Origin of the sequence: Lactobacillus sp. ESL0679 (assembly GCF_029433515.1) — a bacterium.
Lineage (GTDB): Bacteria > Bacillota > Bacilli > Lactobacillales > Lactobacillaceae > Lactobacillus.
Window position 1 is genome coordinate 23,425 of record NZ_JAQTIG010000007.1, and the last position, 25,058, is coordinate 48,482.

Annotated in this window: 22 protein-coding genes; 20 read left to right on the forward strand and 2 right to left on the reverse strand. The window is 35.1% G+C overall.

What is annotated here, in order from left to right; genetic code table 11:
* Nucleotides 1–119: 119 nt before the first annotated feature.
* The 6 genes from PT287_RS08510 to PT287_RS08535 all read left to right on the forward strand — a co-directional run bounded on the left by PT287_RS08510 (nucleotide 120) and on the right by PT287_RS08535 (nucleotide 7,613).
* Nucleotides 120–1,703: an ABC transporter ATP-binding protein gene (locus tag PT287_RS08510; RefSeq protein ID WP_277134211.1), complete on the forward strand. Its 1,584-nt coding sequence runs from the start codon at nucleotides 120–122 to the stop codon at nucleotides 1,701–1,703.
* Nucleotides 1,703–3,298: an ABC transporter ATP-binding protein gene (locus tag PT287_RS08515; protein ID WP_277134213.1), complete on the forward strand. Its 1,596-nt coding sequence runs from the start codon at nucleotides 1,703–1,705 to the stop codon at nucleotides 3,296–3,298. The genes PT287_RS08510 and PT287_RS08515 overlap by 1 nt, the downstream gene beginning before the upstream one ends.
* Before the next feature lie 39 nt (nucleotides 3,299–3,337).
* A complete protein-coding gene (locus tag PT287_RS08520) occupies nucleotides 3,338–3,952 on the forward strand; it encodes a Type 1 glutamine amidotransferase-like domain-containing protein (protein ID WP_277134214.1) in 615 nt (204 codons plus the stop codon).
* A 286-nt stretch (nucleotides 3,953–4,238) separates the two neighbouring features.
* On the forward strand, nucleotides 4,239–4,841 hold the full coding sequence (locus tag PT287_RS08525) for a PBECR4 domain-containing protein (RefSeq protein WP_277134217.1): 603 nt from the start codon (nucleotides 4,239–4,241) through the stop codon (nucleotides 4,839–4,841).
* Between the two features lie 165 nt (nucleotides 4,842–5,006).
* Nucleotides 5,007–5,198, forward strand: a complete 192-nt coding sequence (locus PT287_RS08530) for a hypothetical protein (RefSeq protein WP_277134218.1) — start codon at nucleotides 5,007–5,009, stop codon at nucleotides 5,196–5,198.
* Nucleotides 5,199–6,683: 1,485 nt separating this feature from the next.
* The gene (locus PT287_RS08535) at nucleotides 6,684–7,613 is read left to right on the forward strand and encodes a phosphate/phosphite/phosphonate ABC transporter substrate-binding protein (protein WP_277134219.1); all 930 of its coding nucleotides are present in this window, start codon (nucleotides 6,684–6,686) and stop codon (nucleotides 7,611–7,613) included.
* Between the two features lie 62 nt (nucleotides 7,614–7,675).
* On the opposite strand, the gene PT287_RS08540 is transcribed toward PT287_RS08535, so the two are convergent.
* Both PT287_RS08540 and PT287_RS08545 read right to left on the reverse strand, forming a co-directional pair.
* Nucleotides 7,676–8,758 (reverse strand): PTS sugar transporter subunit IIC, encoded by a 1,083-nt coding sequence (locus PT287_RS08540; RefSeq protein WP_277134221.1) that lies wholly within the window; start codon nucleotides 8,756–8,758, stop codon nucleotides 7,676–7,678.
* Between the two features lie 23 nt (nucleotides 8,759–8,781).
* Nucleotides 8,782–10,554, reverse strand: coding sequence for an oligopeptide ABC transporter substrate-binding protein (locus PT287_RS08545; RefSeq protein ID WP_277134223.1), 1,773 nt, complete (start codon nucleotides 10,552–10,554; stop codon nucleotides 8,782–8,784).
* Between the two features lie 235 nt (nucleotides 10,555–10,789).
* Between PT287_RS08545 and PT287_RS08550 the strand changes: the two genes are divergently transcribed.
* The 14 genes from PT287_RS08550 (at nucleotide 10,790) to kduI (ending at nucleotide 25,054) form a co-directional block, all read left to right on the forward strand.
* Nucleotides 10,790–13,537 (forward strand): TIM-barrel domain-containing protein, encoded by a 2,748-nt coding sequence (locus PT287_RS08550; RefSeq protein WP_277134224.1) that lies wholly within the window; start codon nucleotides 10,790–10,792, stop codon nucleotides 13,535–13,537.
* Between the two features lie 251 nt (nucleotides 13,538–13,788).
* Nucleotides 13,789–14,544 (forward strand): DeoR/GlpR family DNA-binding transcription regulator, encoded by a 756-nt coding sequence (locus PT287_RS08555; protein ID WP_277134226.1) that lies wholly within the window; start codon nucleotides 13,789–13,791, stop codon nucleotides 14,542–14,544.
* Between the two features lie 22 nt (nucleotides 14,545–14,566).
* Nucleotides 14,567–14,995, forward strand: coding sequence for a galactose-6-phosphate isomerase subunit LacA (gene lacA / locus PT287_RS08560; protein ID WP_277134227.1), 429 nt, complete (start codon nucleotides 14,567–14,569; stop codon nucleotides 14,993–14,995).
* Between the two features lie 70 nt (nucleotides 14,996–15,065).
* Nucleotides 15,066–15,584, forward strand: a complete 519-nt coding sequence (gene lacB, locus PT287_RS08565; protein ID WP_277134328.1) for a galactose-6-phosphate isomerase subunit LacB — start codon at nucleotides 15,066–15,068, stop codon at nucleotides 15,582–15,584.
* Between the two features lie 249 nt (nucleotides 15,585–15,833).
* Entirely contained in the window at nucleotides 15,834–16,586 is a 753-nt protein-coding gene (locus PT287_RS08570) for an IclR family transcriptional regulator (RefSeq protein ID WP_277134228.1), read from the forward strand.
* Nucleotides 16,587–16,697: 111 nt separating this feature from the next.
* Complete coding sequence (locus PT287_RS08575; RefSeq protein ID WP_277134229.1) at nucleotides 16,698–17,852, forward strand: glycoside hydrolase family 88 protein; 1,155 nt, start codon at nucleotides 16,698–16,700, stop codon at nucleotides 17,850–17,852.
* 14 nt (nucleotides 17,853–17,866) lie between these two features.
* Complete coding sequence (locus PT287_RS08580; RefSeq protein ID WP_277134230.1) at nucleotides 17,867–18,379, forward strand: PTS sugar transporter subunit IIB; 513 nt, start codon at nucleotides 17,867–17,869, stop codon at nucleotides 18,377–18,379.
* Nucleotides 18,379–19,164, forward strand: coding sequence for a PTS sugar transporter subunit IIC (locus PT287_RS08585; RefSeq protein ID WP_277134231.1), 786 nt, complete (start codon nucleotides 18,379–18,381; stop codon nucleotides 19,162–19,164). The genes PT287_RS08580 and PT287_RS08585 overlap by 1 nt, the downstream gene beginning before the upstream one ends.
* On the forward strand, nucleotides 19,154–19,969 hold the full coding sequence (locus tag PT287_RS08590; RefSeq protein WP_277134232.1) for a PTS system mannose/fructose/sorbose family transporter subunit IID: 816 nt from the start codon (nucleotides 19,154–19,156) through the stop codon (nucleotides 19,967–19,969). The genes PT287_RS08585 and PT287_RS08590 overlap by 11 nt, the downstream gene beginning before the upstream one ends.
* 15 nt (nucleotides 19,970–19,984) lie before the next feature.
* Nucleotides 19,985–20,413 (forward strand): PTS fructose transporter subunit IIA, encoded by a 429-nt coding sequence (locus PT287_RS08595; RefSeq protein WP_277134233.1) that lies wholly within the window; start codon nucleotides 19,985–19,987, stop codon nucleotides 20,411–20,413.
* 3 nt (nucleotides 20,414–20,416) lie between these two features.
* Nucleotides 20,417–20,713, forward strand: coding sequence for a preprotein translocase subunit YajC (yajC, locus tag PT287_RS08600; RefSeq protein WP_277134234.1), 297 nt, complete (start codon nucleotides 20,417–20,419; stop codon nucleotides 20,711–20,713).
* Nucleotides 20,706–22,589: a heparinase II/III family protein gene (locus PT287_RS08605; protein WP_277134235.1), complete on the forward strand. Its 1,884-nt coding sequence runs from the start codon at nucleotides 20,706–20,708 to the stop codon at nucleotides 22,587–22,589. Before yajC ends, PT287_RS08605 begins: the two co-directional genes overlap by 8 nt.
* A 68-nt stretch (nucleotides 22,590–22,657) precedes the next feature.
* Nucleotides 22,658–24,193, forward strand: coding sequence for a right-handed parallel beta-helix repeat-containing protein (locus PT287_RS08610; RefSeq protein ID WP_277134236.1), 1,536 nt, complete (start codon nucleotides 22,658–22,660; stop codon nucleotides 24,191–24,193).
* A 15-nt stretch (nucleotides 24,194–24,208) separates the two neighbouring features.
* A complete protein-coding gene (kduI, locus tag PT287_RS08615) occupies nucleotides 24,209–25,054 on the forward strand; it encodes a 5-dehydro-4-deoxy-D-glucuronate isomerase (protein ID WP_277134237.1) in 846 nt (281 codons plus the stop codon).
* Nucleotides 25,055–25,058 lie beyond the last annotated feature (4 nt).

Below are 25,058 nucleotides of genomic sequence, written 5' to 3' on the forward strand. Positions count from 1 at the left end.
TGCTTTATAATAATGCTTTTTTGCTAACTTAAAGTTGTACTAATATTTTCACAACATTAAAGTATTGCTAATAAGTAAATATTAGTGTTTAATTAAAAAATAAAACAAGGGGGAATTTATTGAGTATTAAAGAAATCATTAGAGTCAACGAACCAAGAGCTATTTTAATTTTAGTTATTTATATTTTTAGTTCATTTTCAAGCACTGGATCACAATATTTACTTAAATATGCGATAAATGCGATTAGTAACCAGAACTTTTCTAATTTTCTGTTTTGGATAATTACTCAAGCTGTTACTAAATTTATGGCAACTGCATTACTTGCGGTGGCAACTTATAAGTTTAATCAGCAGATGCAGGAGTATATCCATAGAGTACGAGATGAAATTTTACGCCATTATTATGCAAATGGTCAGGATAAAATTTCTAAAATAGAAAATGAATTAAGCAGTAATATGAAAATTTTAACGACTGATTATTTAGAGCCTGGGTCTATTATTGTGCAATCTTTACTTGTAATTATGCTATCGATTAGTGCCTTATTTACACTACATTGGAGTTTGATTTTAGCAACTATCATTGTCGCGATTATTGTATTTCTATTACCAAAAATTATGAAAAAAAAGTTATCAACGGCAACTGCCACTGCAGCGATGCAAAATTCAGAATTGCTTGAAACTATTAGTAATTGGTTTCAAGGCTTAACTGAATTACGGCGTTATCACGTTTTTTCAAAAATGAATAAGGAATTGGATCGCACTAGTCAAGCTTTAGCTCAAGCAAATATCAAAAAAGAAAATCTGCATGGCATTGCGATTGGAATTAATGGGATTGGTAATACGCTTGGACAAATTGGAATTATGGGCTATGCACTTGTTTTGCTTGTTAACCATCAAATTGATTTTGGTAGTTGGGTTATTGCTACTAGCTTTTGTTCGAATATTTTCAATGGCTTGTGGGACATAGTTGATGCAATTACATCCATTAATTCAACTAAGCAGTTGCGTGATCTAACTGGGAAATTACGCCAGTTTATTTCGCTACCACAAGTAGTACCGGTTAATAGTGTTCAAGTTAAAAATTTGGTAGTCGAGTATCAACATGGTGAGAAAATCGCCTACCCTGATTTTACAATTAATGCTGGTGATAAAGTATTGCTAACTGGAGATTCTGGTAGTGGTAAATCTACATTATTAAAAGTTTTATTGGGTGAGTTGATACCACAGCAAGGACAAGTTATTTATCAAACGGATAATGGACAAGTAATTAGTCCGCAAAATGCTATGGTTGGTTATATTGCTCAAGATAGCAGTTTATTTTCTACTAGTATTACGGACAACATTACAATGTTTGCTAACAATTTAGTTGAGAAAGTCCCTAAAGTTACAGAAAAAATGCAGCTTTCTGCTGATTTAGGTAACTTTCCTGCTGGTTTAAAAACGCAAGTTAATTTGGATCAAGATAATTTATCAGGTGGTCAGAAGCAGAAGATAGTTTTGGCTAGAGCCGCAATTCGTGAACCACAGATGTTGTTACTTGATGAAGCAACTAGCGCAATTGATAGTAATGCAACTGCTAAAATTGTTCATGAATTATTGCAAACTAAGCAAACTTTACTGTTGATAGCACATAATTTTAGCCCGAAATTAATGCAACAATTTGATTATCAAATTAATTTACAAGCTAAAGAAGGTGCAAAATAATGACGATTAAAGATTTTTTTAAGCAAAATCCATTACGTTGTATTCTGATAATTTTCACAGCGGCTTTCTTTCCAGCGATGCATCTGGTTAATACTGGATTGCTTGCAATAATAACAACAGCCGTAAAAAAATGGCAGATTCCATTTGCTTTTTGGCTAGTTGCAATTATGGCGCTAGTTTCACTGGTTGATTATTTTACTCAAGGCTGGTTTAATTCATTATTTACAAAACAGGCGGAAGAATATAGCGTAGCTTTGCGCCGTAAAATAGTTCAGCATTATTTTGATGATCAAGCTGATCACCAAGTTTCACAAGTACAAAATCGTTTAACTAATGATATCGAACAAGTAACTTGGGATTACTTTGCATCTTGGTGCAATATTATTATGGACATTAGCTTTTTTGTTTTTGCTTTCCTATTGTTGCTAAACTTTCATTGGTTATTGCTGGTAATTAGTATTGCAATGACAATTATTTCGTTAATCTTGCCTAAATTATTGAATAAGCAGTTACAAAAGGCAACATTACATATTTCTAGTGCTAATAAAATTTACCTTGATAGCCTTGAAAAATGGCTGTCTGGATTAGCAGAATTACGTCGATATTTAGCAGGTGCTAAATTATTTAAAGTGATCCAGGTAGATTCTAAAAAGTTAGAAGATGCCAATGTTAAACAAGTTGGTTTGCAACAAACTTTAGTAGTAATTAATGGTTTAATTTCGGAAAGTTTTAGCTTTTTACTTTTTATCCTAGCGGGATGGTTGATTATAAATCATCACGTTCAATTTGGTGCTTGGATTGTTGTGGGGGACTGTCAATATTATCTTGCTAGCTCAATTGAACAAATGATTGCGGCTTACGGACGAATTGAGGGAAGTAAGTCTCTTAATAAACAAATTGCAGATTCTGCCACACAAAGTTCGGTAAAACAGGAAAAGAGCGTGGGGACGCCAGTTTCTTTAATAACAGAAAATTTAAGTCTTAAGTTTCCTAATGGTGAGCGACTAACTTTTCCGGACATTAATATTAAAAAGGGTGAGAAGGTGTTGCTTACTGGAGATTCTGGTGCCGGTAAAACTAGCTTACTAAAAATTTTACTTGGTGAAATTACACCTACAACAGGTAAAGTGATATTTAGAAATGAAAAAGGACAAAAAATCATACCGAATATGAGTAAAGTTGGGTATATTTCCCAAGCACCAGTTTTGTTTCCAGGAAGTATTGCTGACAATATGACAATGTTTAACGCATGTCTAAAATCTAAATTAACACCACTGATTGAAAGAATTCAGTTTGCAAGGGATGTTTCAAATTTTCCCACAGGTTTGAATACGAGAATTAATTTAAACAAATTGAATATTTCAGGAGGACAAAGGCAAAAAATTGTTTTAATTCGGGCACTAGTTCATCAAAGTAAAATTATTCTGATTGATGAAGGAACAAGTGCTATTGATCAACAAGCAACAATTGAAATTTTGCGTGAAGTTACTTCTGGTGAACAAACAGTTATTTTTATTGCTCACAGTCTTAATGATTATATGAGACAGATGTTTGATCGTGAGATTCATTTAGTTAAAAACAAGAATTTAGGGTAAACCCGTTTTGATAAAAATACGTAAATATTTGGAGGAAAAATGAAGAAAATTTTTTTATGCTCTTATTTTGCTGGAGTTGTTGAACAATTTAAAACTTTCATTCAGACTAGTAACGTAAAAACTAACAAGGTTTTGTTTATTCCAACTGCTGGTAATGTTGAAGAATATACTGGATATATTGATGAGGGCCGCGAGGCCTTAACTAACTTGCATTATAAAATTGACGAATTAAACATAGACAAAGAAGATACGGAATACGTAGCAAATAAAATATCAGCAGCTGATATGATCTATATTAGTGGAGGAAATACATTTTATTTATTACAAGAGTTAAAAAGAAAAAATCTTTTGCCATTATTAATCAATAAAATTAATAGTGGTATTCCTTACATTGGTGAATCAGCTGGTGCAATTATTTTGGCACCTAGCATTGAATACAACAAAATTATGGATGATATACAAATTGCTCCTGATTTAAAAGATTATACGGGATTGAATATTACCGATTTTTATACGTTGCCGCATTTTATTGAACCACCGTTTACTGATAGTGTTCAAGAAACTTTTAAAACTTATAAAGATCAACTTAACTTGATTGCTATTAATAATTCTCAAGCAATAATAGTTAATGGAGATAATTACAAAGTAAAGTAATTTAAGAGTTTTTCGCTAAAAAATTATTATCCACAAAAAGTTGACGCTAACAACCTAACTTGTTTGCTTTATATTATAAAATCATGTAATATAATATTTGAAAACAGGTAACTAGAGTATCTGTTAGATGTAGATTTGAGTTAGGTGGGTTGGACTTAATTGCACTTTCTCAAGGAGTCTTTGAAGGGTTGTATGTGAACACCTCGAGCCAATAGAAAACATTCTTATTTGTAAATAAGTATAGGAACTCGTAAGAGTTCCTATTTTTTTGAAAGATTATTGAATAATGGTTGTAGAATCTGAAACAGACTTATTAATATCTGCTGCAAGAGAGTATGAAAAGCTACTGGGCAAAGAAATTAAAATGGTATTGGGTCGAAAAGGTAAAAGTGAAATTATAACTCTTCTTTTTGACTCAAGCGATTTTTATCATTTGGCTGGCTTGCACAAGTTAGCAGATGTCCGTGATATTTATCGAGGTGAAGCAACCGATATTTTTGACAAAATTGTGTCTGGCAGAATAGACATTTCTAATATTAACAGATCTGTATTTTTTGATAATATTATCGAACGTTTGGAAATTTTAAGTCAGATAAATGATCTGTTTACTAAAAGCAATACGATTTTTAAATTTAGAAAATTGCAAACTCGAAACAGTAAAATTAATTGGAAGTATTTAGTAGAGTTTGAAACAGTTCAAGGCTATTCTGGGTACTTATTTTTGACTGAATACCGTAATAGGCCTAATAATTATGTTTGTATGACAGACTTTAAAAAACATTTGGATTATGGTATAGGCCAAATTAAAATGACCTTATTACAAACAAAATTAATTGATAGTGGAACAGAAATAGTTATTTTTCAAAGTCCTTCATATAAAGACGAATAGTGGATAATTAAACTCTCATTTATAGGCGATGAATGAGTTTTATTTAATTGATATGTTATAGATTTGTTATCTTCCTTGATTTTATTAATAAGTGTGCATATTCTATTTTTAGATATTTAAATTAAAGGTGTTATAGTTTAACTAATGATAGAGGGGAAGTTGAAAATGATGAAAGTCCTGAACGGTAAAGAATTATGTCGTACTCTTGGTTTTAGTACCACTCTACTATATAAATTTAGAAGAGCAGGCATGCCGTATCACCAAATAGAAGGTGGTAGAGCATATTACATAGCTGATGAAGTAGAAGATTGGTTGCGTCAAGCAGGCTATCATCAACAAAAAGTATGGTCTAAATAAATATGAAGGGCGAATCTTGTTTCGCCTCCTTTAGTTAAGAAATAATAATGATTAGTTACAACATAAATAGTGGAAGAATGTGACCATAGTTATGAAGAATTAATGGAATTACCAAATAAATAATTATTATACTTAATAAAGGTATAATTGCACTAAAAATAGTGCACAGCTTTAAGCTATGTGCCAAAAAATCTTTTGGAGTGAAACGGTTGTTTATATAGCGGGCTTTATGCCCGCTTTTTTGTGTCAAAATGATATTTTATAAAAGCTATATTCATATAAAAATAATTTTGCTATAATTAAGAAACGTAGAAAAGTTAAAAAGGGCGGTGGCTACCGTTTGAAAGAAGATGATGCTTATGGCATTTACTGGACTAATACTCCAATCTCTTAGTAGAAAGGTCGGTCACTTGTGAGTGGTTACGAAGTAGCAACAATCGTGTTGCTATCAGTTACATTTCTCGTTGATTTGTTGACGTACATCGACAATCGCAAGAAATAACTGTAAACAAAAAACGCCCTGAGAAATAACTTGACAGTTACAGGGCGTATAAAAAATATGTCTGTAGCCACCGTCCTTTGAAGACGGCTCTACGTAGAGAAGTCCTATTTGCAGTAGGACTTCTTTTTAATTACAACGACATTATAGCATGTGCATTAGTCATGGGCAATCAATACTTGCAAACGAATAATTATTAAGTTACTTATCAATAAGTATCGGACTTTTGCTATAATTAAATTCGAACATGAGTAAGAATAGATAGCGGTGACTAATTTCTAACTTAAGGAAGTGGTGCTTATGGTGTAACAACTATTAAGTTCAGAATCTGGCAGGAAGGATTAGTCAGGTATCCACCATGGATACTGTTATTGCTCTTGGTTTGTCAATTGCAATGATTACTTTGGTATAGGTAGAAATTATTAGTAGCTTAACTAAGTTAACTAATAAGGCTACTGACTTAATCAAAGCGTTGGTTGAATTAAGGACCACTTTGAAGAAATTCAAAGCAAACAAATAACCGCTCTAGTTTCGCAGACAATTGCGGTTATTTATCAAAATATTGTTAAGTCATCGCTTTTTAAGCGGAAACTCATGTTAAGAAGTCCTACCCAATAGGGCTTCTTTTTTAGTTACAACGATATTATAACATGTGCATTAGTCACGGGCAATTAATACTCACAACTAAACTCATGAGAATTATAATACGAAAATGTTAAAAATAACACAAATTTTCCTTTTAAAAATGAATACTTTCTGTTATTATTTTCTATGGCTGAATTTGAGTAAAAAGGGGTGGTAGCTATGCCAAACATTAAAATCGTTTCGATTTCAATTTTAATTCTGGCAGTCTCACTTTTTTATCGAGTTAGGCAGTTCGTTCAATTTTTCAATAATATCCAAACTAAAGGACTTAGTGCTTTTTACATTTATAATTAGCCGTAAGTCTTTTTTTGTGGGCAGTTTTTGGGAGGTAATAGGTAATTATGCGTAATTTCAAAAGGTTATCAGCATTTGCTGTGGCATTGCTGGCTACAATTATGTTAAGTGCATGTGGCAACGGCAGTCAGAAGCAGAGTAATAGTGCAGCACCGAAGTCACTAAATGTCCAATTTGTCCCTAGTGTTGCAGCTAACAAGATGGAAGGCCGTGCTAAACCAATAGAAAAGATGTTGTCTAAACGATTGGGTATTCCTGTTCATGTTACGGTTTCAACCGACAACAATGCTGTGATTGAAGCAATGAAATCCAAGAAGGTTGATGTTGGCTTCTTACCTGCTGATGCCTATGTTCAAGCACATAAGCAAGGAGCTGCCGATGTTTTATTACAATCGGAACGTTACGGCTTAAAGGAGCCAGGTGGCACGTGGACTAAGCAACTAGTCCATACTCTGCGCTCAGAAATTTTGGTTAGGAAAAATTCCAAGATTAAGAGTTGGAAGGACTTAAAAGGCAAGTCGATTTCCATTCAAAGTCCAACTTCAACAACGGGGTATATTTTCCCAATTGCGGAGTTAAAGCAGAAGGGCTTTGACGTTACCAAGAATTGTAAGTTAGTTACAGTTACTGGCCATGATCAAGGGGTCTTGAACGTTTTAAGTGGTGACACCGATGCGGCATTTGTCTTTGAAGATGCTCGTAACAACGTTTTGCAAGACAACCCGAAAGTTAAGTCCCAAGTGGTACCAATTTACTTTACTAGACCAGTACCTAATGACACAATTTCCGTAATTCCAAGTTTGCCGAAGGCTTTTCGTGAAAAACTGGCTAAGGCTTTCATCGCGATTGGTAAGTCTAAGGCTGGTAAGAAGGTAATTGAAAGTGTTTATGACCAAGAAGGTTACATTCCTTCCAAAGACAGTGACTACAACATTGTTCGTAAGTACCAGAAGATTGCCCAAGAAGTTAAAAAGTAATTTTAATTAGCAAAAAACACGCTCTCAGATTAATTAACTGAGAACGTGTTTTGTTTGTATAATTATTCGCCTAAGTAAGCAAAATCCACTTTTTCATCGTAAACATGCAGCATTTTATCAAGGATGAAGCGGCAGGCAAGAGCGGTAACAGCTGGGATGACGAACCAAGCAAGCAGAGCCAATAGTAAATTGATGCTGCTAGCACCAGCGTCAAGGGAAGCAAGGGGACCAACAATTCCAACAAGACCGAAGCCGGCTGAAGCTGGAGTTCCAGAAATATGCCATAAGGCTACCGGCAGCGCGGACACTGTTGAAGTGATGATAATTGGGAGCATGATAATTGGATGTCTAAATAAGTTAGGGATCATCATCTTCATGGCGCCGAGGGCAACAGCAATGGTAACGCCGGCCTTGTTAACTTTCCATGAGTGAACAACCAGCACGATTGTGGTTGCGGCAACTCCCATCGCAGCAGCCCCAGCAGCGATTCCGCTAAGCTGAATAGCCATTCCAATGGCAACTGTTGAGACTGGTGTGACAATTAAGAGAGCAAACATCCATGAAATTAGAATACACATTAAAATTGGCTGCAGTTTGGTGAAGGAAGCAATGATCGCACCTAAGCCCGTAGTGATTTTGCTGACAAATGGCAAAAGCAGGAAGCCAATGTAGGCAGAACCGCCACCAACGACAATTGGACTCAACACGATTTTGACAGAGCCAAAGAGATTACCGATTAGCATTGTGAGAAAGACGGCGATAGCTGCAGTAATCATCGTGTTAATCAAGTCACCGGTACCAGATGAAATGAAAATTCCGGCTTGCTTGGTTGCGGGATTAATCGCTTGGGCGTTAAATTGGGTAACGCCAGAGCCAACGTAGGATGCACCCGCAACAATGGCAATATCAATTGGTGCAAAGTTAAATTGATAGGCAATTAGCGCACCGATCAATAGTGGGGTTGCTACTTGGAAAACTAGTAAAACATGGGTTAAACCAAGCGTAAAAGCATTGGTACCGCACAATTTTAAGATTGCGCTCAATACGGCGTTAGGAATTAAGCCAACGATAATTCCTGTCGCTGTTCCTGATAAAACTTTATTAAAAAATTCCTTTGCTGTAACTTGATTTTTTGTATTATTCATAATATTTTTCCTTAAAGTTGCTTTTATTTGGCAAAACCGATGTCATACCAAATTGGATGTTTGTTGGCGCATTTTGATGGGTCAACAGAGTAGTTGGTCAGTTTATTATTAACTGCCGTAATTGTATATTGGCTGTCAAGGGGAACGATGTAGGCTTCCTCATTCATGTAGTTTTGCCATTCATGGAAGACTTCAACCCGATGCTTGTGATTGAAGGAAGCTGGCGCATCCATCTCATTAATCAGGCGTGTATTTTCTGGTGTAGCAAATCTTGAGTAGTTGCCCAGCGATTTTTCACTGTATAAGTTAGCTTGTGAAGGTTCAGTCGATAAGCCGAAGCCCCCAATGTAGGCGTTGACGTCAGGGTTGTCTTTGTTTAATTTATCGTAGAAGGAGTTTTGTTCAGTAAGCCGGCCGCCCAGAAGCTTAACGTTCAAACCAATCTTGTGCCATTGCTGCAAGTAATTTTGAATAATTGGCTCTTGGGTGGCATTACCGCTCATTGCCATGAAGTTAATCTTAAGTGGCTTACCATTAGGTTGTGTGCGCCACTTGCCCTTCTTCTTGTAGCCAGCTTTATCCAAAATTTCGTTGGCCTTTTTCAGGTTGAAGGTGTAGCCTTTGGCATTTTTATCAAAGTAATCGCCAAAGCCGGCCGGAATTAAGGTTGGAATTCTGAACTTCAATCCTTGTGTATAACGCTTATCTACCTGGTCAACGTTCATTGCGTAAGCCATTGCTTGTCTGAGTGGCTTGCTATTCATAATATTGTTTTTATCAACAACATTCTTTTCCTGTTTGTTATCCCATTTACCGACCTTGAAGCCGAGGTAATAGTAAACAAGTTGGATTTGAGCGACGAAATTGTAGCCCTTGGTCTTTTTGACTTGATTCCACTGAGTGTTAATGACGTTAATCACGTCAAATTTATGACTCCTAATTGCTTCAGAAGCGGAATTAGTTGAGATAACTGAAGTCAAAATTTTATCCAGTTTTGGTTTGCCACGCCAGTAGTATTTGTTTGGCACCCAAGTAACTGATTGCCCCCGGACAATCTTTTGCACCTTATAGGGCCCAAAGAAGAGCGGCTCTTTTCGAACTTGATCGCTGGATTGTAATTTATCAAACGGCACGTTTTTCAAATAATGGTAAGGAGCAGCCGTTTCGCTGTAGCAATTACTGCCGGCATTGTACATTCCGGGGTACATCCTTTGGAAGTGAATTATAATGCTGCGGCCATTTTCGCCATCTGGGTATGTAATTCCCGAAATTGTTTTAGCCTTGCCATCATGGTATTGCTTGAGACCGACAATGTTGGCCATTTGGTCAGTGTAACGATCGCAATTAGTCTTTTTGTTAGCAATAATTTCGTAAGAATACTCTAAATCCTTGGCAGTAACTTGTTTACCGTCGGACCACTTAACGCCCTTTTTGGCAGTTACCGTAATTGTCTTATCTTGGCGATTAATCTTAAGTGTAGCTGGCCCCTTGTTGTTAATCTTGTAATGATTATCGTAGTAAAACAAGGTTTCATCGCCGAATTGGGATGCTAAATAGTCAACCGTATTTTCTGAAATTTCATCTAAGAAAATTCCTTGAAATGGTGTGTCTGTTTCAAGGGCGACTTTCAGTGTGCCGCCTTGCTTGACGGGCTTTGCAGGAACCGTTGTTTTTAACTTGTCGACTTCTTGTGTTGCGTTAGTATTCGAACTAGTATTGCTCTTACCGCAAGCGGTTAAAGCCATAGCTGCTAGCAAAACTGTGCCCAAATATTTAACAAATCTATCTTTCTTCATAATTATTTGCCTTATCTGATATTATTTTAATGAAAGTAAATTTCTATTTTTATAAATAATAACAGCGATTAAATTAAAATACAATATATTTTTTAATTTAATTTTATTATTTGCGGTAATTATGTATAATGCAGATTAGATAATTAATTTAGAATGCTAATACTTAAAATATTGATTTTATTTTAAATTAAAATGAAAATTAACAAAGCGAACATGAGAAGGGGTGCTGGTTTAAATGGTTATTAATATATTGAAGCAAGATAACTTTTATGAAGTTAGCTATGCTAGTGGGATGGTTGCCCGAGTTTATTTACTTGCGGCCAATATTTTTCGTTATTATGTTGATCCAACTGGGCAATATGCTCCGCCGAAGCAATCACAGGCGGGGTTGCATGCCCAAATTTTGGCACCGGCAGTTGATGAGTATGGCTCTCATTCAGTTAATAGTAGTGTGATAGAAACTGCTGCTAATTGGGCAATTGTGACTGACGACATGAAGATTAATTTTGCTAAAGATTCCGGTGCGATGAGTGTGTGGGTAAATGACAAGTTGGTTTTGCAGGAGGCGTGTCCAGTTAGCGTCAGCGCTGATGGCAGCACCCAGTTTTTACAAGCAGATGATACGGCTAATTATTTTGGTGGTGGAACGCAGAATGGCCGTTTTAATTTGTCTCGGCAACGGATTATAGTTGCCAACACCAGTAATTGGTTGGATCAAGGCGTGGCGTCACCGGCACCATTTTATTGGTCAACTGCTGGGTATGGTGTTTTGCGTTATACCTTTACACGCGGCGAATACGACTTTGCAAGTGAAAATCCGGGTCTGATAACTACGAAGCACGAAGAAAACCGCTTTGATGCTATTTACTTTTTTGCACCGACACCGTATCAGTTAATTCATACTTATCAAGAGTTAACGGGATTGCCGCTGTTACTACCAATATTTGGCTTTTATGAAGCACACTTGAATGCTTATAATCGTGATTATTGGGTAAAGGCGGACCCACAGGAAAAGGGTGCGATTAAATATCCGGATGGAAATTTTTATCGGGAATATCATCCTAAAGAGTTGCCGGAAGAATTAAAAGGGCAGGCAATTCGCGAAACTTTAAATGGTGAACAGGGTGGTGCTGCTTATTTGTTAAGCGCGCGCGGGATGCTCGACCAATATTTGGCTAACGATATGCCGCTAGGGTGGTTTTTACCCAATGATGGCTATGGCGCTGGTTATGGGCAGACCGATTCCTTGCAGGGAAATTTGCAAAATTTAGCAGACTTTATTCGGTATGCAAACAGTCGCGGTGTGGAAGTTGGGTTGTGGACCCAGCAAAGTTTATCTCCAGTAGATCCAGCTCACCCTAAGGTAAGCGATCGCGATTTTGAACAAGAGCTTGCAGCTGGAGTTACGGCATTGAAGACTGATATGGCTTGGGTCGGTGCCGGTTATTCTTTTGGTCTTGATGGCACGCAGACTGCTGCGGCAATGATTAAAAAAATTAAGGGGAAAAATTTACGTCCCTTTATTATTACGATGGATGGTTGGGCAGGTACACATAATACTGCCGCTGTTTGGACTGGTGATCAAAAAGGTGGCCAGTGGGAGTACATTCGCTTTCAAATACCGACTTACATTGGCGAGGGCTTGTCTGGTCAACCAAATGTGGGTTCTGATATGGATGGCATTTATCTTGGAAGTAATTCTGTGGTAAATACGCGCGACTATCAATGGAAGGCTTTTACGCCAATTCAGCTGAATATGGATGGCTGGGGAGCTAATCCGAAAAATCCATTCGCCTTTTCAGAACCAATTACGACGATTAATCGAGCATATTTGAAACAAAAGACAATGCTACTGCCATATATTTATACTGCTGCTCATGAGGCAGTTGTTGCTGGTAAGCCGCTTGTTCGCGCTCTATTTTTGGAATATCCAGATTTACCCGAGTGCTACTCAGATTTGGCAAAATATGAATATTTGTGGGGTGATGCCTTTTTGGTTGCACCAATTTATCAAAATACCGCTGCCGATGATAAGGGCAATGATATTCGTAACGGAATTTACCTGCCTGATGAAAAGCAGATTTGGTTTGATTACTATACAGGCAAAGCATATCAAGGCGGCCAGGTCATAAATGAGTTTGCGGCACCTATTTGGAAGTTGCCTGTCTTTGTTAAGGGAGGTGCAATTATCGCTAAAGCACCAGCGACCAATACACCTAAGGAGTATTTGCAGGCAAAACAAGCACGGCAGTTTGAAATTTATCCTGGAAAGAAAAACAAAATTACGGTTTATGAAGATGACGGTATTTCTGCCAAGTATCAAGATGGTGCCTTTGCTCAAACAACGATTGAAGCAGGGCAGGCAGCTGATCGATTATTAATTAAAATTGCGCCAACAGTTGGTCATTATGAAGGGATGAAGACCCAAAGAACAACAGAATTGGCAATTAAAATGAATAAGCTACCAAATGGGATTGCCATTAAACTAGATGACCAGAAATGTGACTTGAAGCAAGCCGAAAGTTTAACTGAATTTGTTCAGGATAGTAACGTCTATTACTTTGATAAGCATTACTTGCCTAATCCGTATTTGGCCGCAGTAGGTAATAATTTAGAACAAACTTTTTTGCGAATTAAGTTAGCAGCAGTTGATGTTAGTCAGATAAAAATTGAGCTGCAGTTAACTGGCGTAGATACAACGGTTACACCTGAAAATTGTTTACCAAAGAAGCAGGTTGCAGCCAAGGCGCCAATAGATTTAAGTAGCAGCAGTGTGCAAACGACAACATTATCATGGCAATACGCTGATGAGAGTCTAGGCCGCGTTACTTATAATGTTAAGGTTGACGGTGTGCTTTACACTGGAATTAAAGAGCCGAAGTTAGTTGTTCACGGTCTGTTGCCAAACAAACAACATGCTTTTAAAGTTCAAATTGTGACGGATAAGGGAACAACAGCGTGGAGCAAGGAACAATTGTTTTAAATATTGAAATTAATAGGAAGACTTTAGTTTAAGTCTTCCTATTTGTTTGCTCTGAATTGCTGCTAAAGTGAGACAATTGTTTTAAAATATTTAATTAGTAAGAAGTAGTGTAGAAAAAGCAACAATCTGCACTTGATTTTGTTTACTTTTTGAAAATTAAACATATTCAAACATTGACAAACAAAAAAGAACAATTATACTAAAGGTGAACTAAATTAGTTGCTGAATCTAGTTTAAAAAGTAGGTAACCAATGTTAAAAAGCGAAAGATTAAAAACGATTTTACAAGTAATTAATACTCAAAAATTTGTTACTGTGGATGAACTGGCTCAAGCACTGACAGTTTCAGATATGACAATTAGACGTGACCTAAATGAATTGGATAAATTGGGTAAAATTTCTCGAATTCATGGCGGTGCGCAATTAATATCGGATCAAACTAGAAATGAAAAGAGCTACCAGCAAAAGCGGGAAATTCATAGTAAGGAAAAGCTTGAGATTGCCAAGCGGGCCTGCAATTTGATTCATGAAAATGATTCTATTTATGTTGGTCCGGGCACTACTTTAGAATTAATGGTTGCTAATCTTAAGACTAAACGTCTGCGAATTGTAACTAATTCGCTACCTGTTTTTGAAGCAGCACGTAACAATCTTAATGATTATGAGTTAATTATGGTTGGTGGTTCGTACAGAAGAATTAGTGGTGCATTTTTAGGCACGCTAGCTAATAACGAACTAAAGACCATGTCATTTTCAGTTGGTTTTGTTGGTGTAAATGGGATTAAAAATACTTCTATGACAACAGCTAATTTGGAAGAAGGTCAGACTGAGAGTATAGGACTGGACCGTTCACAAAGTAAATTTGTCGTTGCAGATTATACCAAATTAAATCATAGCGACTTTCATCAGTTTTATGATTTACGGAATGTGGATGGGTTAATTACTAATCGCGAAGTAGGATCAGATGTAGAAAAGCATTACAGTCAATTTACAACTGTTTACAAGTAGTTTTACTGAGAGGAGATTAACTATGAAAGTTGTTATTGGTAGCGATAAAGATGGCTTTGAATTAAAAGAAAAGGTAAAGAATTATCTTAACAGCCATGATTACGACGTTTTAGATGTAACGCCAGAGCCAGCAGAAGACTTCGTTGAATCAAGTTTGAAAGTTACTCATGAGGTAATGGATAACGGGATTAAAAAGGCAATTATGTTTGACGAATATGGTGTTGGCTCTGCTATGGCCTCAAATAAGGTTAAAGGCATGGTTACGGCTAATGTTAATGAGGAAAGAACAGCTCATATGACCGCAATGCACAATGGTGCGAAGGCAATTGCATTAGGCAGCGGCATTGTTGGCGACAAACTGGCATACTCGATTGTGCAACACTATCTTGATACAGAATATGCTGGCGGTCGTCACCAAATTCGTTTGAATATGCTTGAGGAAATGATCTAAGGAGGTTTTGAAAATGTTTGATAATGATAGACCACAACCAGAATTTGTTGATCCTAAAATTGATAAGCATATGGTAATTGCTTTGGGTAATGATCATATCGTTACTCCAGTAAAAATGGCTATTTCTGACCATTTAAAAGAAGAAGGCTACCAAGTTATTGATGAAGGTACGCACGATAACACGAGAACACACTACCCAATGTATGGTAAAAGAGTTGCTGAAGATGTAGCTGATGGCCGCGCTGATCTCGGTGTCGTTCTTTGTGGTACAGGTATTGGTATTTCAACTGCTGCTAACAAGAACGAAGGCGTTCGTGCAGCCATGGTTGGTGATGTTGCTCAAGCTGAATATGCTAGACGTGAACTAAACGCTAATATTTTGGGCTTTGGTGGTATTGTGTTGGGTCGTGACTTTATTTTTGATATTGTTGATTCATACCTGAATGCTAAGTACGAACCATCTGATGCTAATAGAAAACTGATTAACAAAATTGATCATATTGCTAAGCCAAATCCAGACCAAAAGGATAATGTCCATTTCTTTGATGAAGAAAACAAGAAATGGTCCGAAGGCGTATACCACGACTAATTAGAATAAATAAAAATAATAGACTTTAATCGCACACAAAAAGGCAGCTCATTGAATATGAGCTGTTTTTTTATTTTTAATTATATGCTAATTCAATTAAAAGAGGAGCACAAATTTTAATAATGAAACCATATTAGGTATCTAGCAATGGATATTTTGCTTTATAATATTTAAAAATATAATGTCTTATCAAAATATTGCTATATAATAAATCATAAATAAAAATAAGAAACCTAAGGAGATAGAATAATGGCAACTAAATTATATGGTACCGTGCTGTTAAAAGCGCAAAGAATTATGAATGTGTTATTGAATACAAGTAATGGGATGACATTGGATGAAATATCAACTAAAGCAGTAATACCTAAGCCAACTGTATTTAAAATCTTAAAAACTTTAGATTATATTGGATTTGTCAGAAAAGATCATGAGGGAAAACGTTATTCTTTGGGCTCAAGAATGATTGGTTATGGTAACAAAGCGTTAAAAAGTTTTGATATTGTTTCAATTAGTGAGCCATATTTAAATGAACTAAGTAAAGTAACTAGTGAAACGATAAATCTTGGTGTTGAAGAAAATAGTCGTGTTACTTTATTGAAGAAAATTGATAGTCCACAAACCGTAAACCTTAATTCTCATGTAGGTGGAGCAATGGAATTATATTCATCAGCAATGGGAAAAGCTCTTCTTGCTACTAAGAGCGATCACGAACTAGACGAATATTTTTCTAAAATTGAATTAAAACCACTAACCAAGCGCACAATTACTAGTATTAGTGAACTTCGTAAGCAAATTTCTCAGGTTAAAGTAGACGGTTATGCACTAGATGCTCAAGAAAATCAAGATGATGTAGTCTGTGTAGGGGCTGCTATTCAAAAATATGGCAAAGTTTTTGGTGCAATTAGTGTTAGTACACCACAATATCGACTGGACGAATTACTGCTAGACGATTTAAAAAAGCTTATCATTTCAACTAGGAATCAAATAATAGAAATAATTTGAAAAATGACTTGTAAAATCGCTTTCATTGAGTTATATTTTATTTGCAAGGATAAAAAAGAAACTTGATTTCTTATTTGGAAAGGTAAAAGAATGTATGAAGAGATAAAAAAGATGGACTTAAGTAAATCTCCAACTCTTTTAACTAAGCAAGAAATTACTCATGCAATTGAAAATGTATTGCAGCACATCGATATTAACATGAAATATTTTGGTGACGATTTTCCAAGACCTAATACAAACAATGGTAAGTATTCCAAGATGGACAATACTGAATGGACTACTGGATTTTGGACAGGAATACTTTGGCTGGCTTATGAATATACACATGATTCGAAATATTATAAGCAGGCTATGAGAAACGTTGCTTCATTTTCTAATCGTATTGATAAAAAAATTGCTGTGGATAATCATGATTTAGGATTTATGTATACAACATCAGTAGTTAGCGATTACAAAATTACAGGTGATGAAGAAGCTAAAAGAATTGGGATAAAGGCTGCAGATCAATTAACCAAGCGCTATCAAGAAAAAGGTGGATTTATTCAAGCTTGGGGCAAGATGGATGGTAATGATAATTATCGTTTAATTGTTGATTCATTAATGAATATACCATTACTTTATTGGGCATCTTCAGCTACAGAAGATCCTAAATATGCTCATATGGCGGATACCCATTATGACCAAGTCTTAAAGACAATTGTTAGAGATAACGGCTCGACATTCCATACTTATTATTTTGATAAGGAAACGGGCAAGCCTTTAAGAGGAGCGACTCGTCAAGGATATAGTGATGACTCAAGTTGGGCAAGAGGTCAAGCTTGGGCGGTTTATGGAATTCCACTTCATTATAAATATCGTCATACTACCAGTGATTTTAAGACTTTTAATGGCGTAACTAATTACTTTATTAATCGCCTTCCGCAAGATTATGTACCTTATTGGGATTTAATTTTTGGTGATGGTGATGATCAACCCCGTGATTCTTCATCTGGCGTAATTGCAATTTGCGGGATTGCTGAAATGCTTAAATATATGCCTGAAAGTTATCAAAATAAATTTCAATATGAAATGGTTCTTCATAAGATGTTGAAATCAATCATTGATAATTATGCCAATAACAATTTTATTGCTGGTGCTCCTTTATTGGATCATGGTGTTTATTCCTGGCATTCGGGAAAAGGCGTTGATGAAGGAAATTTATGGGGAGATTATTTTTATTTTGAATCTCTAATTAGATTTTATAAAGATTGGCAAATTTTTTGGTAGAAAGAGTGAAGAAAATGGCTAATCCAAATATTGTTGCTGTAAGGCTAGATGAAAGACTAATTCATGGTCAAGGAAGATTATGGATTTCAAACTTGGGGGCAAACTTGGTTATTGTTGCAAATGATGAAGTTGCTCAAAGTTCAATTCAACAAACTTTAATGAAGTCATTATTGCCAAATTCAATTGGTGTTAGATTTTTCACTATTGAAGAAACAATCGATAAAATCTTTAAAGCTGCTCCTAGACAGAAGATTTTTATTATTGTAAAGACAGCTGAAGATACATTGAAGTTAGCGAAGGGAGGCGTGCCATTCAAGAAATTGAACGTGGGAAATATCCACTTTAAAGAAGGAAAGACTAAGGTTACCAATTATATCTCAGTAGATGAAAATGATATGCAAGCTCTTAAAGAAATGAGAGATGAATATCAAATTGATTTCAATACTCGGGTAACTCCGATTGGTAATGAGGTCGGTTCAGATTTTAATCTGAATCAGTATGTTGATAATTGGAAGGGAGAAAAATAATGACTTTTACAATTTGGCAAGCCCTGTTAGTTGGTTTATGGGCAGCCTTCTGTTTTGCAGGTCAAGTATGGGGAACTTATACTAACCGTGCTTTGTTTATTTCATTTGGTGTAGGTCTTATTTTAGGAGATCTAAAGACAGCAGTTATTTTCGGTGCAACAGCTGAATTAGCATTTATGGGATTCGGAGTTGGACCTGGTGGTTCTACTCCTCCTAACCCGTTAGGACCAGGGATTGTTGGCTCAATTTTAGCAATTACGATGCACAAATTGACACCAGCAGCTGCGTTAACTCTATCTTATCCATTTGCTATGCTAGTTCCATTTATCATTACTTTAATCTTTACGATTAACTCAGGCTCAATGGAATCAGCACGTAAAGCAATCAAAGAAGGAAAATATCGCAAGTTTAATTTGATGTCGAATGTTACTTTATGGGAATTCATGTTGTTTGCTTTTGTCTTCGGCTTTGCTGCAACTTTAAGTACCTCAGCTTTAAGAGCATTTGTTCAAATAATTCCTACTTGGCTCATGAATGGGTTAACAGTTGTCGGTGGATTACTTCCAGCAGTTGGTTTTGCACTTATTATGAGTACAATGCTTAAAAAAGAATATATTCCAGCAGTTGTCTTTGGTTACATTTGTGTAGCTTACTTAAAGATTCCAGTTATTGGTTTAACTTTTGTTGGTATCGCAATTGCTTTAAACAATTACTACAACAACAAAAAAGGTTCAGCTGTAAATGTTGATTCAGAAAATGCAGGAGGCGCTGAAGATGGCATCTAGGAAACCAGTTTTAACTAAACGTGATTATTTTATTTCAATTTTAAGATCGTATTATTTACAAAACTCACAAAATTACGGCAACATGCAGGGAACCGGTGTTGCTAAGACAATTTGGCCAGAATTACGTAAAATTTATAAAGGTGATGAGGCTAAGTTTAGAGAAGTAGCTAGTTCTAACGTTGAATTTTACAATACTAACCCACAGCCATATCCTTTTGTTACCAGTTTAATGCTGGCAATGTATGACAGTGGTCAAAGTGAAGAAGACGTACGAGCAATGAAGATGGCTTTAATGGGACCATTAGCTGGTATTGGTGATGCATTATCACAATTTGCTTTAGCACCATTATTCTCAACAATTTTTGCATCTTTAGCTCTGCAAGGTGTTGTTTATGCACCAATTATGTTCTTCATTTGTATGTTTGGAATTACTTTCGGTGTTAGAAACTTAATGGGCTATCTTGGCTGGAAAGTTGGGACAAGCATTATTGACACATTAAGCGATAGAATGGCTGCCTTAGCTGATATTGCTAGTACTGTTGGTTTGACTGTTATTTCTGGTTTATCAGTTTCCTTCGTTAAGGTTAACTTAGGCTTAAAATACTCAGCTCAAATTAAAGGTAAGACTCAGTTAGTTACTGTTCAAGCATTTTTGGACAAGATTATGCCATATATGTTGCCACTTTTGTTAATTTTCTTTGTTTATTGGTTAATTACTAAGAAAAAGTGGACAGCTTATAAGATTATTTTGTTGTTATTAGTTGTTGGTGTTGCACTTTCAGCCATGGGTATCTTGGTTCCTTAGTCTTGAGGTAGTTTTATGAAATATGATATTTGCATTATTGGTCATGGAGATTTTCCAATGGGAATTGACTCCGACATTAAAACAGTAGCTGGTACAGATGAACTAGTTACTTGTCTAAATCTAGATGAGCACACAACACATGAAAAATTTACACAAGATCTTGATCAGTATTTAGACACACATGAAAATGTTATTGTTTTTGCTGACATGACTGGTGGCGCTCCATACCAAATAGCAGCTAAGCGCATTTTAACTAATCCTAAAGATACTAATAAGTATGTCTTATCTGGTGTATCAATGAATCTAGTGCTTGATGTTTACTTGAAAAATTTATCTGGGCAATTAACTGCGGAAAACATAGAAGATTCATTAAATCATGTAATTGAGGAATCTAAATCAATGATGCAGTCAATTTCACAATCTACTATTTCTAAGAAGGCGTAGTAAGTGAACTGGGTCAATATTTTATTAATTATTCTAGTCGTAATTTTATTAATTCTTTATTTAGTAATTTTACCAATAGCTCGTCGTAAAAGTATGACTAGAAATCAGCAAGCAATGAATGATTTCTTTAAATCGCTTCATGAAAATGAAAAAGTTGTGTTGCTGAATGGCGTAGTTGGTACGATTAAAAGTGTTAGTCAACATTATGTTAACTTAGAAATTGCTCAAAATGTTATTGTCAAAGTTGATAAGCATGGTATTGCTTCTGAGCTGAATCAAGGAGAAAAAGCAGATGAATGAACTTACTCAGTTAAAAGTCAAGAAATTAATTGATCAGGATGAGATTTCATATGCAACTGACTACTTAGCTAATTCTAAGCTACTTCTTAATAATAAATTTTCATTTCATCACGTTTATGACATGGAGCCAAGTCCTACTACATATCATATGGATAATTGGACTGTTTCCCCTAATGGAGATCCTGAGTGGCTATATGTATTAAAACGTCAAGAATATTTGCAAGATCTTTTGTACTCCTATATAAAAACTAATAATCCTACCTATTTGGAAAAGATAAAAACATTTATTTTTGATTGGATAATTAACAACGATGAAAATGAAGAACAACGTTATATAACTTGGCGCACTATTGATACAGGAATTAGGTTGCTTAATTGGACTAAACCGTTAAGTTATTTGCTTCAAAAACAACTATTAAATGATGACGAAATTACAAGAATTAACCAATCTGTTAATCGTCAAGCCATGTATTTACATGATAATTACATTGAAAAATATGATTTGAGTAATTGGGGTGTTTTGATTACAACGGGAATTCTGACTTTTGCGGCAGAACATCCTGAAGTTATTGATAGTAGCTTAGTTAATTGGGCTGAGAGCAAGTTAAGCTTAGAACTAAAATTGCAGGTCGATGCTACTGGCTTACATTGGGAACAATCACCATTATATTTTATTGAAGTATTTAGAAGTTCTCTTTGTGTAGTTGCAAGTTATTTAGCCCACGATAAACAATTACCAACAATAATTGCAAGTTCTTTAAAAGCGATGCTTAAGACTTGTTACTATCAAATCAAACCAGATGGTTATATTTTGCAACAAGGTGATACTGATGCAATTAAAATTGCGGATTTAATCACCTCTGCTAAATATATTTTATTTGGTATAAAAGAGCCTAAAGTTAAGCAAGATTTCTTGCTGATGAGTTTAGCTGATCAAGCCAAAATATTGATTGGCGCTCAAGAAAAGCAAAATAATTGTTATTTTGATTCTTTAGTTTCAGGTAATTTTTATTATAAAGATTTAGTTAATCATAATTATTGGCATATTTATAATGGCAGTTTAGGCAGTGGCCATGGTCATGCGGCATCTGGACATCTTGATTTAACAATTAATAACGATAATTTGTTAATTGATCCAGGTCGATATACATATGTAAATTCACCTGAAAGGCGAAACCTGAAATCTGGATTTTCGCATAATGTGGTATTAGTTGATAATGGGTTTCCTACGCGACCGCGAGATTCTTGGAAATATCAAACAATTGTTACTAATCAACGTAATGAAGTTGAACATTACGATTTATATGATTTAGTGAAAATTAGTTATTATGACAAATCTAATGATTGCATAGTTACAAGATACTTTATTTGGCTTAAAGAAGTAGCAATTATGACTATTATTGACGTAGCTGAATGTAAGGGTAAGCATCTTCAATCAGATAATTGGATTTTTGCGCCAGAAGTTACTTGTCAACCAGAGTTTAATAATAGTTACTTAATAACTAATGGAGTTAACCAATATGAACTTTTCCATTCTTTAAAGAATGGTCAGCTAGAAAAGCAAATGTATTCTCCACGCTATAATGAATTAGAATCAACTACTAAATTAATTTTATCGAATCAGTTTACTGATAATAATCTTGCTTATACGGTAATTGGTAAAAAATCTGATATTGCAGATGTTCATTATTGTGAGTCTAAACGAATTGATGAAGTTATTGATGATGATGTTCATAGCTTTGGTGTAGAAATTGATTTAAGTAATAATCATCGAATAGTTATAAATATTCAACACGAAAATACAATCATCGGAAATAAATTGTATTTTGTTGGCGGTGTTCCTTGTTATGGTAATGTTTCTGTAAATTATGAATAGTAGGTGATTTTATGATAAATATAAAAACATCATATAGTCGATTTATAGCTAGTGTACTTGCAGTAATTATGTTGGTAATATTTTTCAATACTAATTCAATTACTGCTAAAGCAGCCAATTACTATGTTGATTCGAAAACAGGGTCAGATACTAACTCTGGATTATCAGTAACTTCGCCATGGAAATCCTTTAAAAACATTAATTCTAAAACTTTCCAACCTGGAGATGAGATTCTTTTAAAAAGTGGTTCTGTTTGGGATGAGCAGTTAATGCCTAAGGGCAGCGGGAATCAAAATGAACCAATCATTATTAATAAATATGGCGGTGAACTAAAGCCTGAAATTAATGGTAATGGCACTCATAACTATAAAAGAAATTCAGGAACAGTTATGCTGGTTAATCAGCATGATTGGATAATTAAAAATCTTGAAGTAACGAATTATAGTTCAACGATTCAATCACAACGTTCAGGTATTTTAATAATTAATAATAGTAATACAACGCAAAATAATATTACTGTTACAGATAATTATGTACATGATGTTAATTCTGATACGCAGGAACACGGTGCTTGGAAAGTTACCGGTGGCATAATTTTAATCGGAATAAATGAAGATTTAGATGGCAAAATAAATTCTAATAAGAATTTTGGCTTTGATAATGTTTTGGTTAAAAATAATCATGTTGACAATGTATCGATTGCCGGAATTAGAAATAAATCTACATTATTAAATACTAACGGTTCAGAGTCATATCCTAAGAATAATAAGAACATTACCTATGAAAATAACGATGTTGAAAATGTTTATGGTGATGGCATGATTATTTCTGAAGTTTCAGATAATGGAATTGTTAAAAATAATAAAGTTAATAAATTTTGCAATACTGAATCAAGATTCAATTATGCTGGCTTGTGGGTAATGGCTTCAGACAATACTACAGTTGAAAATAATGAAGTTTCTAATGGCTTGTATGGCAATAATGATGGTACAGCATTTGATATTGATTTAAGCTGTAATAATGTTGTTGTTCAACATAATTATTCTCATGATAATGCACGAGGCAGTGTATTATTTATGAATGCATCACATAATGGTATCTTCAGATACAATGTTTGCATTAATGATGGATGGAATCCTAATAGTAAGATGATATCTTACTTACCAAGTACTACGGCTGAAAAGGCGTATGTCTATAATAATCTGTTTATTGCCAGCCCAACTACAGCTAATTTGATTAAGTGTAGTGGAAATCGTCGTTACTTAGATTTTACAAATAATCTAGTTATTTCACAAAATCCAAATATGGTAACTTTTAATCAAGGAACAATGACAGGTGAATTGAACTTTAAGAATAATGCGACATACGGCTTTAATAGTCAGTGGTTTGGAAAAGATAATATTAGTTTAAAAGATGAGGATACTGTTAAACAGCTTATTGCAGATAATGTAAAAGTCTCGGGTATAGCTAATTTAAACCTTAAATCTCTTGCTAATTTACCAGAACTGAAAAAAGCAGGTATTTTTGAAGGAACAGGTTTAACAGATTTTAACGATCAATCAGTGGCTAATATCCCATCGATTGGACCAGTAGAGTTGAAATAAAAGGAAGTTTTAAAAATGAGTTTGAAAATGAATATGAATTATGCACACAGTCCTGAAGATGTTAAGCATTATTCAACTGATGAATTAAGAAGTCAATTTTTAGTACCTAAGGTTTTTGAACCTGGCAAAATTAATTTGACTTATACATACAACGATCGAATGATTCTTGGTGGTGTAATGCCAACTGATAAATCATTGGAAATCGTTTTGAGTAAGGAATTGGGTGTTGATTTCTTCTTGCAACGTCGCGAATTAGGCGTAATTAATTTAGGAGGTGATGGCACTATTGAGATTGATGGTGATAAAGAAGCAATGACTAAGCATGATGGCTATTATGTTGGTCAAGGTCATAAGCACGTTGTCTTTAGTTCTAATGATCCTAAAGACCCTGCAAAGTACTATGTTGTTTCAACACCAGCACAAAAATCGTACCCAGATAAGAAATTATTGTTCAAAGATGCTTTAGCTAAAGAGCTTGGTGATCAAGAACATATGAATAAGAGAACTATTTACAAGTATATTGATGCTTCACAAATGGACACCTGTCAATTACAAATGGGCTACACCGTTTTGGAACCAGGTTCTGGCTGGAACACGATGCCGGCACATACTCATGCTCGTAGAATGGAAGCATATCTTTACTGTGAATTTGCAGAACCAGATACAAGAGTATTTCACTTTGTTGGTAAACCAAGTGAAACCAAAGATATTGTAATGAAGAATGAACAGGCAGTAATTAATCCAAGTTGGTCAATTCACTGCGGTATCGGTACTACAAGTTATTCATTTATCTGGGCAATGTGTGGTGAAAACCAAACCTATGATGATATGGATTGGATTTCAATGGATGAGCTTAATTAGGCTG